The 17,132-nt window shown below is 70.9% G+C and carries 13 protein-coding genes; 7 read left to right on the forward strand and 6 right to left on the reverse strand.

The genetic code is table 11. The features are described 5' to 3' along the window. The first annotated feature begins 151 nt into the window (after positions 1-151). Genes AB0B96_RS31600 through AB0B96_RS31610 form a run of 3 tightly spaced genes read left to right on the forward strand, consistent with a single transcriptional unit; the run spans position 152 to position 3,610 of the window. Positions 152-1,009 carry a sugar ABC transporter permease gene (locus AB0B96_RS31600; RefSeq protein ID WP_362904578.1) on the forward strand — a complete coding sequence of 286 codons (858 nt, stop codon included), beginning with the start codon at positions 152-154 and terminating at the stop codon, positions 1,007-1,009. 14 nt (positions 1,010-1,023) lie between these two features. After that, positions 1,024-2,004, forward strand: coding sequence for a carbohydrate ABC transporter permease (locus AB0B96_RS31605; RefSeq protein ID WP_362904580.1), 981 nt, complete (start codon positions 1,024-1,026; stop codon positions 2,002-2,004). Between the two features lie 40 nt (positions 2,005-2,044). Then, a complete protein-coding gene (locus AB0B96_RS31610) occupies positions 2,045-3,610 on the forward strand; it encodes a glycoside hydrolase family 13 protein (RefSeq protein WP_362904582.1) in 1,566 nt (521 codons plus the stop codon). Between the two features lie 39 nt (positions 3,611-3,649). Here the strand turns inward: AB0B96_RS31610 and AB0B96_RS31615 are convergent, their stop codons facing one another. Beyond that, positions 3,650-4,672 (reverse strand): GTPase, encoded by a 1,023-nt coding sequence (locus tag AB0B96_RS31615; RefSeq protein ID WP_362904584.1) that lies wholly within the window; start codon positions 4,670-4,672, stop codon positions 3,650-3,652. Between the two features lie 138 nt (positions 4,673-4,810). Here AB0B96_RS31615 and AB0B96_RS31620 point away from each other — a divergent pair, with 138 nt between their 5' ends. Next, a complete protein-coding gene (locus tag AB0B96_RS31620) occupies positions 4,811-8,401 on the forward strand; it encodes an AAA family ATPase (protein WP_362904586.1) in 3,591 nt (1,196 codons plus the stop codon). A gap of 27 nt (positions 8,402-8,428) precedes the next feature. Here the strand turns inward: AB0B96_RS31620 and AB0B96_RS31625 are convergent, their stop codons facing one another. After that, the gene (locus tag AB0B96_RS31625; protein WP_362904588.1) at positions 8,429-9,607 is read right to left on the reverse strand and encodes an MFS transporter; all 1,179 of its coding nucleotides are present in this window, start codon (positions 9,605-9,607) and stop codon (positions 8,429-8,431) included. Between the two features lie 227 nt (positions 9,608-9,834). Continuing rightward, positions 9,835-10,593 carry a DeoR/GlpR family DNA-binding transcription regulator gene (locus AB0B96_RS31630; RefSeq protein ID WP_350949898.1) on the reverse strand — a complete coding sequence of 253 codons (759 nt, stop codon included), beginning with the start codon at positions 10,591-10,593 and terminating at the stop codon, positions 9,835-9,837. Between the two features lie 57 nt (positions 10,594-10,650). Here AB0B96_RS31630 and AB0B96_RS31635 point away from each other — a divergent pair, with 57 nt between their 5' ends. From AB0B96_RS31635 to AB0B96_RS31645, 3 genes are all read left to right on the forward strand, one after another. After that, on the forward strand, positions 10,651-11,634 hold the full coding sequence (locus tag AB0B96_RS31635; RefSeq protein ID WP_362904590.1) for a YafY family protein: 984 nt from the start codon (positions 10,651-10,653) through the stop codon (positions 11,632-11,634). 278 nt (positions 11,635-11,912) lie between these two features. Beyond that, positions 11,913-12,668, forward strand: coding sequence for an alpha/beta hydrolase (locus AB0B96_RS31640; RefSeq protein WP_362904592.1), 756 nt, complete (start codon positions 11,913-11,915; stop codon positions 12,666-12,668). A gap of 82 nt (positions 12,669-12,750) precedes the next feature. Next, a complete protein-coding gene (locus AB0B96_RS31645; RefSeq protein ID WP_362904594.1) occupies positions 12,751-13,770 on the forward strand; it encodes an LLM class flavin-dependent oxidoreductase in 1,020 nt (339 codons plus the stop codon). A 54-nt stretch (positions 13,771-13,824) separates the two neighbouring features. Here AB0B96_RS31645 and AB0B96_RS31650 read toward each other — a convergent pair whose 3' ends face one another. From AB0B96_RS31650 to AB0B96_RS31660, 3 genes are read right to left on the reverse strand one after another with little or no spacing between them, the layout of a single operon-like run. Continuing rightward, entirely contained in the window at positions 13,825-14,589 is a 765-nt protein-coding gene (locus tag AB0B96_RS31650) for an ABC transporter permease (RefSeq protein WP_362904596.1), read from the reverse strand. 43 nt (positions 14,590-14,632) lie between these two features. Beyond that, entirely contained in the window at positions 14,633-16,189 is a 1,557-nt protein-coding gene (locus AB0B96_RS31655; RefSeq protein WP_362904597.1) for a hypothetical protein, read from the reverse strand. Further along, positions 16,186-17,103 (reverse strand): ATP-binding cassette domain-containing protein, encoded by a 918-nt coding sequence (locus AB0B96_RS31660; RefSeq protein WP_362904599.1) that lies wholly within the window; start codon positions 17,101-17,103, stop codon positions 16,186-16,188. The genes AB0B96_RS31655 and AB0B96_RS31660 overlap by 4 nt, the downstream gene beginning before the upstream one ends. Positions 17,104-17,132: the final 29 nt, after the last annotated feature.

The raw sequence follows: 17,132 nt of genomic DNA on the forward strand, positions 1-17,132 counted from the left end.
TGTCGCCTTTGGCGTGCGCCCCGGTTGTGGCGGGGGTCGCGCGCCTTGGCGCCCCCACCCCGGCACTCATGTCGATATCGGGAGTCAACCGATGACCACAATGACCGTGAAAGGTCCACGAAGGCGGAAGCCGGGAGCCTTGCGGCAAGGAGTGCGGCGCAACCTGACCGCATACGGGTTCCTGTGCGCGGCGCTGATCTGTTTCGCCTTCTTCTCCTGGTACCCCATGGTGAGGGAGGTCCTGCTCAGCTTCCAGCAGACGAACTTCGTCGACGAGCCCACCTGGGTCGGCCTGGAGAACTTCCGTACCGTGACGGAGGACTCGGCGTTCGCCCAGGCGTGGCTCAACACCCTCGCCTTCACCGGCCTGGCGCTCGTGTTCGGCTACCTCGTCCCGTTCGTGGCGGCGATCGTGTTGAACGAGCTGCGTCACGCGCGGGCCTACCTGAGGTTCGTCGTCTACCTGCCGGTGATGCTGCCGCCCGCCGTCGGGGTGCTGTTGTTCAAGTGGTTCTACGACCCGGGAGCGGGCCTGTTCAACCAGATCCTGGACCTGGCACACCTGCCGGCCCTGAGCTGGCTCGACTCCACCGACACCGCGCTCGTCTCCCTCGTCGTCGTCTCCACCTGGATGAACCTGGGAACCGGCACGCTGATCTACCTCGCCGCGCTGCAGAGCATCCCCGGCGAGCTGTACGAGGCCGCGGAGCTGGACGGCGCGGGGCTCATCCGGCGGGTCTGGCATGTGACGATCCCGCAGACCAGGCTCATCCTGCTGGTGATGCTGCTGCTGCAGATCGTGGCGACCATGCAGGTCTTCATCGAGCCGTACCTGCTCACCGGCGGCGGCCCGGAGAACGCGACGCTCACCGTCGCCTACCTCATGTACCAGTACGCCTTCAACTTCGGTGACTTCGGCGCCGGAGGCGCGCTCGGGCTGATGCTCATGGTCGTGCTGATGGTGTTCTCCGCCTTCTACCTGCGCCTGTCGCGGGACAACCAGAGCTAAGGAGGCAAGCGCCGATGTCGAACCTCACCGTGCAACCTGCTCGCCCGGCTCCCGTCCGGTCGCAGGAACCCGGCGGGGGAAAGAGGGGCGGGCGGCCGCGCAGGCCCAGGGAGGCGGCGCGGGAGGTGCGCAGCCTGGTCTCCCCGCACACCCTCACCACCCCGCACGGGCGGCTGATCTACCGCGTCGTGCTGACCGCGGTGGTGCTCCTGTTCACCGCCGTGTTCGTCTTCCCGCTCTACTGGATGGTCACCGGCGCGCTCAAGACCCCGGAGGAACTCGCCCAGATCCCGCCGAGCTTCTTCCCGACCTCCTTCGACCTCGGGGTGTACGCCGAGGCGTGGGACCAGCTGGACCTGGGGCTGTTCCTCACCAACACCGTCGTCTACGCCGGCGGCGCCTGGCTGTTCACGCTCGCCGTCGACGTCTCGGCCGCCTACGCGCTGTCGAAGCTGCGGCCGGTGCTGGGCAACGTGGTCCTGGGCATGATGCTCGCCACGCTCATGATCCCGCCGATGGTCATCCTGCTGCCCGCCTACCTGACGGTGAAGGACATGCCGATCTTCGGCTGGGACCTGCTGAACACCCCCTGGGTGATCTGGCTTCCCGCCGCGGCCAACGGGTTCTTCGTCTTCCTGCTCAAGCGTTTCTTCGACTCGATCCCCAGGGAACTACTGGAGGCCGCGCAGATCGACGGCGCCTCTCCGGTGCGCATCCTGTGGTCGATCGTGCTCCCCGTCTCCCGGCCGATCCTCGGCGTGGTGTCCATCCTCTCGGTGGTGAACGTCTGGAAGGATTTCGTCTGGCCCCTGCTGGTGCTGCCGGACGGGGAGAAGATGACGATCAGCGTGGGCATCGCCTCCCTTTCGGCGCAGATGCCGCAGAACGTGCTGATCGCCTCGCTGGTGATCGCGAGCATCCCGACGATGATCGTCTTTTTTGTCTTCCAGCGCAGCATCATGGCCGGTCTCACCGCCGGCAGCCTCAAGGGCTGACCTCGTCACCCACCTACGCTTACTAAGGAGTTGTTCCAGCATGTCCGAAACGTGGTGGCGGGGAGCCGCGATCTACCAGGTCTACCTCCGGAGCTTCGCCGACGGCAACGGCGACGGCGTCGGCGACCTCGCGGGACTGCGCGCGCGCCTGCCGTACCTCGCCGACCTGGGCGTCGGCGCGATCTGGCTCAACCCCTGGTACCCGTCGCCGATGGCCGACGGTGGGTACGACGTGGCCGACTACCGTGACATCGAGCCGTTGTTCGGCACACTCGCCGAGGCGGAGCAGTTCATCGCCGAAGCGCATGCCCTGGGGATCAAGACGATCACCGACATCGTGCCCAACCACGGATCCGACCGGCAGCGGTGGTTCCTGCGGGCGCTGGAGGCCGGACCGGGCTCACCCGAGCGCGAACGCTTCCACTTCCGCCGGGGACGGGGCGAGAGCGGCGAGTCGCCGCCCAACGACTGGCAGTCGATCTTCGGTGGGCCGGCGTGGACCCGGATCGCCGACGGCGAGTGGTACCTGCACCTGTTCGCGCCGGAACAGCCCGACTTCAACTGGGACAACCCGGAGGTCGTCGAGGAGTTCCACGACGTGCTGCGGTTCTGGTTCGACCGGGGCGTGGACGGCATCAGGATCGACTCGGCCGCCCTGCTGGTCAAGGACATGGACAGCCTGGGCGGCGAGGAGGCCTACACCGACCTCGACGGGGTCCACGAGATCTACCGCGGCTGGCGCCGGGTGGCCGAGGAGTACGACGACCGGATCCTGATCGGCGAGGTGTGGCTGCCCGACCAGGAGCGGTTCGCCCGGTATCTGCGCCCGGACGAGATGCACACCGCGTTCAACTTCGACTTCCTGGCGTGCGCCTGGGACGCGGCCGCGCTGCGCGGGTCGATCGACCTCACCCTGGCCACGCACGTCCCGCTGGGAGCGCCCCCCACCTGGGTGCTGTCCAACCACGACGTGACCCGTCCGGTGACCAGGTACGGCAGGGCCGACACCTCCTTCAGCCACGCCGACCGCAAGCACGGCATGCCCGCCGACCCGGTGCTGGGTGAGCGCAGGGCCCGGGCGGCGGCGTTGCTGGCGATGGCGCTCCCCGGCGGGCTCTACGTCTACCAGGGTGAGGAGCTGGGACTGCCGGAGGTCGAGGACATCCCCGGCGAACTGCGCCAGGACCCGATCTGGGTGCGTTCTGGCCGCACCGACCCGGGCCGCGACGGCTGCCGGGTGCCGCTGCCGTGGTCGGGGGACGAGCCGCCGTTCGGGTTCGGCGCCGGGCAGGCGTGGCTGCCGCAGCCGCTGGAGTGGAAGGCGTTGACGGCCGAGGCCCAGGCCGCCAACCCCACGTCCATGTTCACCCTCTACCGCGCCGGGCTGCACCTGCGCCGCGAGTTGCTCGGCGACGGCACGCTGACCTGGCTGGAGGCGCGGGACGGGGTGCTGGCCTTCCGCCGGGAGTCGGGATTGGTCTGCGTGGTCAACCTCGGCGCGGAGCCGGTGACCCTGCCCGCCCACGAGTCGGTCCTGCTCGCCAGCGGCCCGCTGGAGGAGAACCTTCTTCCTTCCGACACCGCCGTCTGGCTCCGTACGGCCTGACCCTCCGCTCCGGCCGCCGCCGGGATCCTCCTCTTCCGCTCAGAGGGGGATCTCGGCGAGGTCGAACGCCTTGGTGCCGCGTTCACCGTCCCAGATCATCAGATTGCCGTACGTGCGCGCCGTGGACACCGGCACCTCGGTGAGTTCCTCCACCTCCTGGAGAAGGCGCCGGAAGCGGAAGACGGCGCTGGGACCGAGCCTGTTCACGACGCCGGTCATCAGCCTTGTGAGGTTGAACCTGAACAGCGCCGAACAGGGCAGCACCCGATGGTTGTCGCGCAGCCGGGAGAAGACCTCCCGGTGCGCCGGATAGCGCTCCGAGTAGGTGTCGCACACCTGCTGGGAGAAATAACCGCGGTAGTGAACCCCCCGGCGGTCGAAGCCGAGCCTCTCATCGGAGACGGTGAACTCCCCGGTGCCGTAGGTGCTCGCCAGGAGCAGGTCGGCGCGGGGTTCGAGAAAGACGCTCTCGTAGTAGGCGGCCTTCTCCTCCAGGCGACGCAGCAGCGCCCCGCCGGGGCCGAAGGTGCCCCGGTCCCCGCGCATGTCGAAGATCCACGGGGGAGGGGCGAGCACGTCAGCCTTGGTGAGGACGAAGGTGAGCTTGCTCATGATGAGCCGTCGTGTCTCGATCGCGACGGTGTCGAGCAGCCTGCGCAGGCACTGCTCGTCATAGGCGGTGGAAGGGCTGTCGGCGTGGCAGGCCCAGATGGCGACGTCGCAGTGGATCAGTCTCTCCAGATACATGGCCAGGTGGGTCTCGTCGGCGGCGTCGGACTCCCCGATGCCTGGCATGTCCCAGAAGGTCAGCATGTGACGTGAGGTGCCGGCCACCGAGACGGGTTCCGGTCTCCGGGTGACCGGCCGGACGTGGCCGACGGCGAGATCGGTACCGAAAAGGCTGTTCAGGAGAGACGTCTTACCTACTCCTGTTTGTCCCATTATTGCCACACTTAGTGGTTTATCTGATCCTGCACTTCTCTCGCGCCGAATATTCTCTCTGGCCTTTTTCAGCTGGCCGTCGTCCAGCGGGCCGACGGAAAAGTCCTCGATCTTGGCCATGAGGGCGTCTCCTGTGACATCGTTGTCGAGCGCTTCGAGCCGGTTTCCGCGCTCATCTCCACGATGCGGCGAACAACCTTGCGATGACCTTGCAGCCGGAGCCGTCGCCGGAAAAACACGAATCGATCCTTTTGGGCGGTGGATGTGGCGAGCTTCGAGATCAGGCTGTTCGGCACCGTGGACATCGTGATCGACGGAGTGCCGCAGGAGATCAACCCGCAGCTGGCGAAGACGCTGGCCATGCTGGTCTCCGCCCGCGGCCCGATCTCCCCGGCCGCCCTGGCCTCCGGGCTGTCCGAACCGGCCGCGGACCGGCACGTGGAGGTGGCACCGCCCGTCTCGCGGCTGCGCGCACTGCTGCGCGGCAGTGGGCTGGACATCCCCGGGGCCAGGCGCTCACACGTCTACGAGCTGGTCGAGGACGCGCCAGGACGCCTCGCCGCCACCGTCGACACCCGGCGCTTCGAGGCCTACCTGCGCGACGGACGGACACTGCTGGAACAGGGCGACCTCGCCGCGTCCCTGCGGACGCTGAGAGAGGCGCTCGGGCAGTGGTCCGGCGACCCGTTCGCGTCGCTGGCGGGCGCGTGGATCCCGCCCAGGGTCTGCGAGAGCTACCACGCCGGGCTGAGGGAGCGGCGCCGTGAGCTGATCAGGCTCATCGCCCGCGTCGCCATCCGGCTCGACCTGCTGGGCGACGCGGAATTCCTCACCGGCGAGGTCCTCGCCGACGGGCAGCAGGACAGCGGCCCGCTGTGGCTGCTGCGCTTCCTCATCGCGCTGCGCGACGAAGGAGCGGTCGTCGCGAGGGAGATGATCGAGCGGCGCCGCGCGATCTCCCCCGGGGACGACGCGGTGAGCCGGGCGCAGGACCTGCTGGCCCTGCGCGGTCACGGCCTCGGCCACCCGCCGTCACCCCCCGCCGCCCGCGCCTACGGTCACGGCGCCCCGCGGGTCCTGATCGGCCGCAGGGACGAGATCCTGCTGCTGTCCACCCTGGCCGGACGGCTCGGACGCGGCGAGCCGGTGGCCCTGGCCGTCTGCGGCGTACCCGGAGTCGGCAAGACCAGGCTCGTGGAGGAGCTGGCCGTGCTGCTGCCACCGAAGGTGCGCATGGTGACCGTCCCGTGCCAGGAACTCGGCGACCTCCAGCCGTGGCGGGTACTGGTCGGGACCCTGTGGGAGGATCTGCGGCGCGACCTGGCCGGCCCGGCCGTCCCGATCGGCCCCGAGGAGCGCGAGACGCTGGAGGGACTGATGTCGGCGGGCCTGTTCGTCTCGCTCGGCGGACCCGGCCACGAACGCGACCCGCGGCGGCTGGTCGACCTGCTGGTCGCCCTGCTGCGCCTGACCTGCGGCGCCGGCCTGCTCGTCGTCTTCGATGACGCCCACCTGCTCCGTTCCGACGCCGAGGACCTGCTGCACAAGGTGCGAGAGGCCCTCGGGAAGCTCGGGAGGCTCGGCGAGACTCCCGTCGGCTTCGTGCTCACCGACCGTTCGGAGCCGTCGCGCTGGCGAGGGCGGATGGACGTGCTGACGCTGTCACGGCTGGGGATCGAGGAGGTGGCGGAATGGCTGGGCGCGACCTGGGGCCGCGAACCGACCCGCGCGGAGACCGGCAGGGCGATGGACGGCACCAAAGGGCTGCCGCTGGAGCTGTGCCGGATCACCGAGGCCGGTGACCTGCCCCGCGACCTCCCCGGGCACGACACCGCCTCCAGCCCGATGTTCCGCTGGTTCGCCGCGGCGGCCGTCACCGCCCTGGGCAGGGAGATCGACCCCGATCTCGTCGCGGAGATGCTGGAGATCGACACCGATGAGGCGAACCGCAGGCGCGCGGTGGCCGTGACGGCCGGAACGCTCATCGACCACCAGGGGCTGCGCTTCGGCCACGACACGATCAGGGAGAGCCTGCTGCGGGAGCTGAGGCACCACCCGGCACTCGCGATGGAACTGCACCGGCGGGCGTTCGAGATCCTGGACGAGCGGGCGGCGCGGATGAGCGGCGACGGCTGGATCGACCCGGCGCTGCCGGTACGCGTCGCGGAACACGCCCGCTCCTCGGGAAGCGGGCTGCCGGAGGAACGCGTCGCCGCGGCCTGCCTCGGCGCCGCGCGGGCACAGCAACGCGGCTTCGCCACCGAGGGGGCGATCACCTGGGCACTGGCCGGGCTGGGAATGCGGTGCGACGCCGAGATCCGGGTCGGCCTGCTGATCACGCTGGGGGACGCGCGCACCGACGCCGGTGACCTGGAGGAGGCCGAGCGCCTGTACCTGCGGGCCCATCGCGACGGCGAGAAACTGCCGAGGCTCGCGGCGGTGGCGGCCATCAGGCTGGCGCGCCGCTGGTCGGCCCCCGGACAGGCCGACCGGCAACTGCTGCACGTGCTGGGCAGCAGCCTGGAGGCGCTGCGCGACGACATCGGTGAGGAGGCGGTCGCGCTACGGCTGCAACTGCAGGCGCACCTCGCCCACAAGCTGACCATGGCGGTCAGCGACAGCCTCGACCCCACATACGAGGGCCTGCGGCCCGGAGTGGAGCTGGCCCGCGCGACGTTGGGCGAGCTGGAGAGGTCGGGGGCCGGGCCGCTCATCCGCTGCGAGGTGCTCAACGAGTGCAGATGGGGCCTGTACGATTTCGCGCCGCCGAAAGAGCTGCTGGGCATCGCCGAACGGCTCAGGGAGGCGAGCATCGAGGCGGCGTCGGCGCACTTTCGCAGCGAGGCCATGGTCGCCCTCACGGTCGACCGGCTCCGGCTGGGCCGTCTGAGAGAGGCCGCCGCCACCGTGGCCGGTCACCGCAGGCACGTCGCGCGCAACCACCGGGTCTTCGGCACCTGGCTGCAGAACACCCTGGACACGCTGATGGACGTCTGGCAGGGGGAGTTCGGCCGGGCCGAGGAGCGGGTCCTGGCCGAGTGGCGTCGACTGGACGAGGAGAGCGAGGGCGAGACGGTCTTCGCCGACACGCTGCGGCAGACCCTGCTCGCGCAGCACTACTGGCTGCTGCGCGAGCAGGGACGGCTGGGGGAGATCTTCGACTCCGGGCTCGCCAGGCAGGCGGTCGAGTACGAGTACTTCCCGATCTGGCGCGCGGCGCTCATCCTGGCGCTCTGCGAGCTCGGCGGGCACGAGGACGCGAGGGACCGGCTGAGGGCGTTCTTCCGCGAGACCTCCGATCTCGGCGCGCTGCCGCCCGAGGGGTGGTCGGTCCCGACGCTCGCCCTGCTGGCCGAGTCGTGCGCGCTTCTCATCGAGGCGGGGCACGGCGACCCCGAACTGTCGCGGTGCGCCGCTCTGGTGCGAGGGCGTCTGTCGGCCCACCGAGGGCAGATCGCGCTCGCCGGATGGCCGGCGATCCTGCTGGGGCCGGCCGAGCGCTATCTCGGGTTGCTCGCGCTGGCCGAGGGGGACGCGAAGGAGGCGTTGCGCTGTTTCGACGAGGCGCTGCTGCTCGCCGACGCCGCTTCCCCGCTGATCGCGCACCTTCACCTCGACCGCGCCAGGGCTCTGCTGGTGCGAGACGGCGCGGATTCTTCTCGGGAGGCCCGCGGGGACGCAGCGGAAGGCTTCGTAGCGGACTCGTCAGGGGCCCTGGCAGCGGCTTCGGTGGGGGAGGAGGCGAGGGATCCCGGCGGGGAGGCCGCCCATCTGCTGCGCCGTGCGCTGCGCCTGGCCGAACGCCTGGGCATGGCCGGGGTCGCCGCCCGGGCACTGTCACTTCTTTGACCGTCCGGCGGGGTGCGCTTTTTTGATCTACTTTGTAAAGGCCGGGGTCCTGAGCGCTCTCGCGGCCAGTGCGACGAAAAGAGCGAGCAGAGCGGGAATGGCGAGCGCGCGAGGCAGGCCGACCAGCTCGGCGGCACCGCCGATCAGCACGGGCCCGCTGAGAAATCCCACGTACCCCAGGCTCGCCACCCTGGCCAGCGCCTTTCCCGCGCGGGCCGGGTCACGTCTACCGGCCGCGGAGAAGACCTGCGGGACGATGCAGGACAGGCCGGCCCCGAAGCAGCCGAAACCGATCACCGCGGCGATCTGGTTTCCGGCGAGCAGGCCGAAGCCGAGCCCGGAGGCGGCCAACGCCCCGCACGCGCGCACCAGGTTCACCGGTCCCAGCAGGGCTGCCAGCCTGTCGCCGGCGAGACGGCCCGCGGTCATCATGATCGAGAAGGCGGCGTAGGCGACCGCGGCGAACCCGTCGGAACTGTTGAGGCTCTCGCGCAGATAGACCGAACTCCAGTCGGCCGCGGCCCCTTCGCCGATCATGCAGCAGAAGGCGAGGACGCCCAGCAGCAGCACCCCACCGCCTCCGTTTCCGCCGCCGGCCGCCGCCCCCGTCCCGGTGGGGGCGGTGTGCGCGGTCAGGGACAGCGCCCAGCGGGTGGCCCAGAGCGCGAGCGCGACGATCACGACGGCGGCCGCGGTGAACGTCTGCCCGGGGCTGAACGCGGCCTGGGCGAGCAGCCCTCCCGCGGCGGCGCCGAGGAAGCCGCCGATGCTGAACACGGCGTGGAAGGACGACATGATCGGACGGCCCGTGGCCTGCTCGACCTCGACGGCGTTGGCGTTCATCGCCACATCCAGCGTGCCGTGCACCGCGCCGAAGGCGAACAGCGCGAGGGCGAGGCCGACGAGGTTCGGCATGAAGGCGGGCAGGATCAGCACGAGGGCCTGCGCGAAGGCCATCGGCAGCATCACCTTGACGCTGCCGTGGCGGTCGACCAGGCGGCCGACCACCTGCATGCCGGCGATCGCCCCGGCGGCGATGCCGAGCAGCCCGAGGCTGAGCTCGCCCTCGCTCAGCCCCAGCCCCTGTTTGATCGACGGGATGCGCGCCGTCCAGGTGCCGATGGACATGCCCGAGAGCAGGAAGAGCAGATAGACCGCGACCCGGCCGCGTAGCAGCGCGGCCCGGTCGAAGGTGGTGACGTGCATGGGGGAGGGCTCCAGTCGGACGGTGCGGATCGGAGGAGGGCGGGTGGGCCGTTGCGTCTCCGGCGGGTTCGCCGAGCGAGGATTCCGGTTCCGGCCGGTCGCCGGGGTCGGGCGACGTGGGGCGGACGGCATGGTTCGGACGGTGCGGACCAGGTGATGCGGATCGAGGGGGACAGGGGCGGCGGCGCAGGTGATGCGGATCAGGCGTGTGATTCAGGTCGTGTGGGTCAGACCGTGCGGACGGCGACGCCTGCGGCGATCATGGCGTCGTGCTCGGCGGGGGGCAGCGCGGTGTCGGTGATGACCATGTCGAGGCGGTCCAGCGGGCAGACGGCGCCGAACGCGGTGCGGGTGAACTTGCCGGAGTCGGTTGCCGCGATCACGCGCCGGGCCGAGGCGATCGCCGCCTGCTTGACGGCGACGTCGGACAGGTCGTGGGCGGTGAGGCCGTGCTCGGCGGACAGGCCGCAGCAGCCGATGACCGCGGTGTCGAAGCGCAGGGACCGGATGGCGCTCTCCGTCAGCGGGCCGGTGAAGCTCAGCTCGCCCGGGCGGACCTCACCTCCGGGGAGCACCAGGCGGATCCGGGAGGCCGAGCTGAGCTCGGTGGCCGACTGCAGGCAGAGCGGCAGGACCGTGAGACGGCGGTCGCGGATCACGCGCGCGATCTCCAGGGAGGTGGTGCCGCTGTCGAGCAGCACGGCCTCCCCGTCGGCGAGCAGGGCCGCGACCTCGGCGGCGATCCGTCGCTTGGCCTCCACCGCCTCGCGCTCGCGCACCCCGAAGGGCGGCTCCTCGCCGCGCAGCAGCAGGCTCACCGCGCCACCCCTCACCCGCCTGACCACGCCTTGCTGGGCGAGCTCGTCGAGGTCGCGGCGGATGGTCATCTCAGAGACGGCGTGCTCGACAGCCAGCTCCGCGACCGAGACGACGTCGCTGGCGCGCAGTGCCGACATGATCGCGCGAATGCGATTGTTACTCTCCACGTGTTCATTTGAACATAGGCTGTGTGAGATTGGCAAACGTGCGGGACAATGGCCGCCATGCGCGCGAGTCGTCTGCTCTCACTGCTGCTACTCCTGCAGAGCCGCGGTCGGATGACGGCCACCGAGCTGGCCGAGGAGCTGGAGGTCTCCGTCCGCACGGTCTACCGGGACGTGGAGGCGCTGTCGGCGGCCGGGGTGCCGGTCTACGCCGACCGCGGCCCCGTCGGCGGATACCGCCTGCTGGACGGCTATCGCACCCGTCTCAACGGGCTGACCGCCGAGGAGGCCTCCTCCCTGTTCCTGGCCGGACTGCCGGGACCGGCCGCCGACCTGGGGTTGGCCGAGGTCGCGGCCAACGCCGAGCTGAAGATGCTCGCCGCGCTTCCTCCCGAGCCGCGCTCGCTCGCCTCCCGGATGCGCCGGCGCTTCCACCTGGACGTTCCCGGCTGGTACGGCGACGCCGACTCGGCCCCCTTCCTTGGGGAGGTGGCCGAAGCGGTGTGGGAGCAGCGGCCGCTGCGGATGACCTACCGCCGTTGGGGGCCTCGCGACGTCGAGCGCCTGGCCCACCCGTACGGCCTGGTCCTCAAGGGCGGGGCGTGGTACATGGTGGCGAGCGCCGGTGAGGGAGGACCACGCACCTACCGGGTGTCGCGGATCCTGAGCGCCGAGCTCGCCCAGGGGCACTTCGAGCGTCCCGCCGACTTCGACCTGCCCGCCTTCTGGCGCGACTACACCGCCGGCTTCCGCGAGCGGATGCACACCGGTGAGGCCGTGGTGCGGATGGCGCCGGGCAACGAGAGGATGCTGCGCCACACGGTGGGCGCGGAGGTCGCCGAGGCCGCGCTGGCCAAGGCGGACCCGCCCGACGAGCACGGCTGGGTCGTGCTGCGCCTGCCGATCCAGTCCGCCAAGCAAGCCCACTGGCAGCTGCTGAGCCTGGGCGCCGACATCGAGGTCCTGGAGCCACCCGAGCTGCGCGAGCGGATGGCCGCCACCGTAGCCGACCTCGCCGCGCTGTACGGCACGGATCCCGGCTGAGGGCGGCCCCGCCCGCTCCTCGCACCGGACTCGCGTCGACCGCGCACTCGCGGAGCCGGCCCGCCCTCGTCCTTCGGTCCGCTCGTGGACCTCGGGCCGTCCGGCCCGCTTTCGTCCTCGGCCGGTCCGGCTCCTCCGGCTTGCTCCTGCCCCCGCCCGGCTCGCCTGCTTCAGGGACCGTACCCCTGCGGTTAACCGATTGCGGAGAGCGGAAACAGCCGCGACGATGGCCGAATGCTCTTGCTCACCTCGCACGACCCTCGTTCTCCTGAGGCCCGATGACGCTCGCCTACGACGAGGCGGGAGCGGGCGAGGCCGTGGTGCTGCTGCACTCCAGCGCCGCCGACTCACGGATGTGGGACCCGCAGTGGGAGGCGCTGACCGCCCGCTTCCGAGTGATCCGGCCAGATCTGCGGGGTTACGGCCGCACACCGTACGCCTCCGAGACCCCCTACTCCGATCCCGGCGACGTGGCCGATCTCCTCGCCGTCCTCGCGGTGGAGAGGGCCGCGCTGGTCGGGGCCTCCTACGGCGGCCAGGTCGCGCTGGAGGTGGCCACCGCACATCCCGCCCTGGTCTCCCGGCTGGTGCTGCTCAACCCGGGGTGCGGGCTGCCACCCACCCCCGACCTCGTCGTGTTCGGCGAGGAGGAGGACCGGCTGCTGGAGGCGGGTGAGGTCGAGGCCGCGGTGGAGCTCAACGCCCGCACCTGGCTCGGCCCCGAGGCGGACGGGCGGGCCCGCACCGGGCAGATGGCCATGCAGCGCCACGCCTTCGAGGTCCAGCTCGCCGCCGACCCCGAGCCTTCGCAGCTGGAGGGGGAGATCGACCTGGACCGGGTGACCATGCCCACCCTGGTGGTCGGCGGCGCCCACGACCTGCCCTACTTCCAGATGACGGCCCGCCACCTGGCCGACAGACTGGCCTCGGTGACGACGGTGCACCTGGAGTGGGCCGGGCACCTGCCGAGTATGGAGCGCCCCGGGGAGATCACCTCCCTGATCCTCCGGCACCTCACCCGGCCCGCGGGCTGAGAGCGCCGGAGCCGACCATGCCCGGCGAGGCGGCCCGGGACCGCACGTAGGAGATCCACGCCGGAGGTGTTCGATGGGCAGGATGCGGATCGGAATCTTCCTGGTCGCGGCGGGTTTCCCCGGCAGGCCGCAGGGACAGGTGCTGCGCGACTGCGTGGAGGCGATCGCGGTGGCGGAGGAGGCGGGGTTCGACGACGCCTGGATCGCCGAGCACCACTTCATGTCGTACGGGGTGTGCCCGTCGGCGGCCACGCTGGCGGCGGTGGCGCTCGGCGGCACGCGGACGATCGGGGTGGGGACGGCCGTGAGCGTGCTGTCCACGCAGCACCCGGTGGCGCTGGCCGAGCAGGCGGCGATGTTGCACCACCTGTCGGACGGGCGTTTCGCGCTGGGGGTCGGCAGAGGCGGGCCATGGGTGGACCTTGAGGTCTTCGGCACCGGCCTGGCGAGATTCGAACGCGGCTTCGCCGAGTCGCTCGACCTGCTGTGCCGGGCACTGGGGGAGCGTACGGTGTCGGCCGCGGGGGAGTTCTTCCGTTTCCGTGAGGTCGCGATGGTACCGGCGGCGTCGCTGCGGCCCGTCGTGGCGTGCACCTCGCCGCAGACGGCGCTGCTCGCGGCCACGCGGGGACTGCCGATGCTGCTCGGCATGCACATGGACGACGCGGGCAAGGCCGCGATGCTCGCCGGCTACGAGGCGGCGCTCCCGCCCGCGCAGGGAGCCGTCGCGTCGCCCTCACCGGGCGCGGACGCGGTCCGGCACGTGGCCGCCGTCGTCGGATACGTCGCCGACTCGACGGCGGCGGCCGTACGCGAGCTGAGGAGCGCGATGCCCCGCTGGCTGGAGCCTGGCCTGAAGGGGTACGTGCCGGTGGACGGTCGCAGGCGGCCCGGGCGAGACGTGGGGGAGTACGTCGACTTCCTCACCGATGTCCATCCGGTGGGTGACGCCGGCCACTGTGTGGAGACGATCAGGCGCACCCGCGAGGTGACCGGGCTCGAGCACCTGATCCTCATGGTCGAGGGTGCGGGCGAGCACGCCCGCACCCTGGAGAACATCCGCCGGTTGGGCGCCGAAGTACTGCCGCGGCTCCACGGCTGAGGGCCCACGGGCCGCTTGGTCAATTTGATCTACATCGTAAAGATGGCCGGTTGGTCACACATCACGCATCCAGAAAGACAACCCCCCACCCAGGAGCGCGGCGGCCGCCCAGGCCGCCGGTACGCTCAGACCGGTCCATGGACCGAGGGGGAGCGTGGCGAGGTCGGTGGTGGCCTGCACGGCGAGCCCGGCGTTCATCGGGGAGATCTGCCAGAGAAGCCGCTGCCAGCCGGCGTCGGCGACCATGAGGATGAGGGCGGGGAAGAGGTAGAGCAGGCCGAGTACGACCCCGACGGCGGTGGCGGAGTCTCGGACGATGGTGGCGACCCCCAGGCCGAACAGGGCGATCAGCGTCAGATAGAGGACCGACCCGGCGGCGGCGCGCAGCATGGGAGCGCTGGTGAGGACGAGCGTTTCGGCGGGAAAGCCGTTGCCGAGCAGGATGCGCGGTACGGACAGCGCGGAGGCGAGCACGGCGACGCTCCCGGTGATCAGGGTCACGCCGGCGAGGGTGATCGCCTTGGCGGCCAGGACGCCGGTCCGGCGCGGCATGGCGGCCAGGGTGAGGCGGATCATGCCGGTGTCGTATTCGCCGGTGATCGCCAGGACGGCCAGGACGGCGACGACGGCCTGGCTCACCTGGACCCCGAAAAAGATGACCTTGGCGGGGTCGTGGCCGCAGGCAGCCGGGGAACACGACACGACGGCGGAGGCCGCGACGCCGACGGCGACGGTCAGCACCACGATCGCGAGCAGCAGTCGGCCGGTATCGGGCAGGGTGCGAAGTTTCGTCCACTCCGCATGCAGATGCCTGCTCATGCACTCCTCCCGCGTCGCCAGGCAGGGTGCAGATGAGGACGTCTCATGCGTCCCTCCGGCTGAGCCGGAGGACGGCCAGGCCGAAAGCGAGCGCTGTATAGCCGGCCAGCACGGTCAGACCGGCCCACGGCGGCAGCGGGTAGAACCCGGCGATGGGCGCGTAGTGGCCGAGCACATGCGCGTACTGCGGGATGCTCTGCTGCGCGGCGAAGCCGGCCGCCGGGGTGACGCGCAGCAGCCACTGCGCGGCGCTGTCGGGCAGGACCGAGGTGACCGCGAGGACGTGCGGGACCACGATCACCGTGATGGCGGTGACGACCGCCGCGACGCCGCGCCGCAGCAGCGCGCCGAGGGCGAGAGAGAGCACGGCGGCCAGCGCGAACAACGCCGCCATGCCGACGATGACGCGCACCTGGGTGAGCGGGGACACCGGGAGGACGGCGTTGCCGTTGTCGCGCAGAATCCGCCCGCCGACCGTGAACGCGATCGTGGTGGCGGGCAGGGCGGCGGCGAAGGTGGTCGAGCCAAGTACCAGTGCCTTGGCCGCCAGCATCCGGTCGCGGCGCGGGCAGGCCAGCAGGGTCGTCCGGATGAGGCCGTGCCGGTATTCGGCGGTGACGAACATGACCGCCACCGCGATCACGAGGATCAGGCCGATCAGCGCGCCGCTGAGAGGGTGTTCGGAGGCCAAGCCCTCGATGGCCGGTGCGATGTCACCGACACCGGTTACGGAGAAGGTGCCGCCGGACCGGCCGGCGCGGCCCGGGTGGTGCTTCGTCCCGTCGGGCGCGATGGTGACGCCGATGTCGTCGTCGCGCCATGTGCCGGAGACGTTGCCCTGAAGCTTGACCTGGTCGAACTCGCCGGTGGCCTCGGTGAAGCGGACCGCTGCGACGGACCCGCCGAGATCCCCCTGTGTGACGGTCAGATCTCCAGGCGATGTGGCGAACATGCCGATCTGGACGGTCTGTGGCAGCCCGGCCAGGGTTGCGATGCCGGTCTGGGTCCAGTTCGTACCGTCGGTGGATTCGTATCCGGTGAGGGTGTCGCCGGAGCGGGTCAGCCGGAGCCAGCGTGGCGATTGCCGGGAGACGCCACCCGGCCGGCCGGCCACGTCGTGAGTGAAGTCGTGCTGCATCCGGACCCCGTGCTCGCCGGTCATCATCACCGCCGCGTAGGCGGAGCCCTGTCTGACGCTCTCCTTGATCATGATTCCGGCCTTCGCCCACGGCACGAGGCCGGGAACCACGTTACGCCGCCCCGGTGTGACATCGGGTTTACGGATCTGCCCGGTCATGGAGGTGAGGCGGACGGTGATGCCGCCGTCTCCGGACAGCGGCCGGTGCACGAAGTAGAACTTGTCGTCCACCGCTTCGCCGCCCGGACCTGTCAGCGGCGGCGGGCAGGCTACCTCGACCGGGCCGGAGCTGCAGGAGGTGTGGCTGCCGGAGGCCGACAGCAGCCCGATGAGCACGGTGACCAGCGCGGCCAGGCTCATGGTGACCACCCAGCCGCGTACCGTCCTGAACTTGGTCCACTCGGCGCGCAGCAGCCGCCGGAAGTCCTCGCGCCCGGCGGAGCGTGAGGGGGGAGTGCTCATCGTGCCGCTCCCCGGTATTCGACCGCGTCGGCTGTGAGGTCCATGTAGGCCTGTTCCAGCGTCACTCGGTGCGTCGCCACCTCGGAGAACGGCACCTCGTTGGCGTTGAGTACCGCGACGATGTGCTGCGGCGGCAGCCCTGAGACGACGATCGTGTCGCGGTCGGTCACGGCCGTCGTGGCGCCGGCGTGACCCAGCGCGGACAGGGCCTCCGAGTGCGCGGCGGTACGCAGGGTGACCCGGCCGCGGGAGGCGGTCGTGATGAGATCGGCCACGCTGGTGTCGGCGATGACGCGGCCCTTGCCCACCACCACGAGATGGTCGGCGGTGTCCTCCAGTTCGCTCATCAGATGGGTGGACACCAGTACGGTGCGTCCCTCGCGGGCCAGCGACCGCAGCAAGCCGCGCATCCACACGATGCCCTCGGGATCCAGGCCGTTGACCGGCTCGTCCAGCATGAGCACCGGCGGGTCCCCGAGCAGCGCGGCCGCGATACCGAGTCGCTGGCGCATGCCCAGCGAGAAGCCGCCCGCCTTGCGCCGGGCGGCGGTCCGCATCCCGACCTGGTGGAGCACCTCGTCGACCCGCCTGCCGTCCAGGCCCTGGGAGTGGGCCAGCCACAGCAGGTGGTCGCGTGCCGTGCGGCTCGGTTGAAGCGCGTCGGCGTCGAGCAGCGCGCCGACGTGGGTGAGCGGGTCGGGCAGGCCGGTGTAGGGCCGTCCGCCGATCAGCGCGTGGCCCTCGTCGGCCGTGTCCAGGCCGAGGATCACCCGCATCGTGGTGGACTTGCCCGCCCCGTTGGGGCCGACGAACCCGGTGACCTGACCGGGCAGGACGGTGAACGACATGCCGTCCAGTGCCAGGGTCGGGCCGAATCGTTTACGCAGCCCGCTGACTTCGATGTTCGCTCGCATGCGATCGGTTGTACGGACTCGGCCCTAAC

This window comes from Streptosporangium sp. NPDC049046, assembly GCF_040649155.1.
Taxonomy (GTDB): domain Bacteria; phylum Actinomycetota; class Actinomycetes; order Streptosporangiales; family Streptosporangiaceae; genus Streptosporangium.

Coding starts and splice junctions, on each gene's coding strand:
- AB0B96_RS31640 (WP_362904592.1), top strand. CDS start 11,913: ATGACGCTCGCCTACGACGAGGCGGGAGCGGGCGAGGCCGTGGTGCTG.
- AB0B96_RS31650 (WP_362904596.1), bottom strand. CDS start 14,589: ATGAGCAGGCATCTGCATGCGGAGTGGACGAAACTTCGCACCCTGCCC.
- AB0B96_RS31660 (WP_362904599.1), bottom strand. CDS start 17,103: ATGCGAGCGAACATCGAAGTCAGCGGGCTGCGTAAACGATTCGGCCCG.
- AB0B96_RS31610 (WP_362904582.1), top strand. CDS start 2,045: ATGTCCGAAACGTGGTGGCGGGGAGCCGCGATCTACCAGGTCTACCTC.
- AB0B96_RS31655 (WP_362904597.1), bottom strand. CDS start 16,189: ATGAGCACTCCCCCCTCACGCTCCGCCGGGCGCGAGGACTTCCGGCGG.
- AB0B96_RS31605 (WP_362904580.1), top strand. CDS start 1,024: ATGTCGAACCTCACCGTGCAACCTGCTCGCCCGGCTCCCGTCCGGTCG.
- AB0B96_RS31635 (WP_362904590.1), top strand. CDS start 10,651: ATGCGCGCGAGTCGTCTGCTCTCACTGCTGCTACTCCTGCAGAGCCGC.
- AB0B96_RS31645 (WP_362904594.1), top strand. CDS start 12,751: ATGCGGATCGGAATCTTCCTGGTCGCGGCGGGTTTCCCCGGCAGGCCG.
- AB0B96_RS31625 (WP_362904588.1), bottom strand. CDS start 9,607: ATGCACGTCACCACCTTCGACCGGGCCGCGCTGCTACGCGGCCGGGTC.
- AB0B96_RS31615 (WP_362904584.1), bottom strand. CDS start 4,672: ATGGCCAAGATCGAGGACTTTTCCGTCGGCCCGCTGGACGACGGCCAG.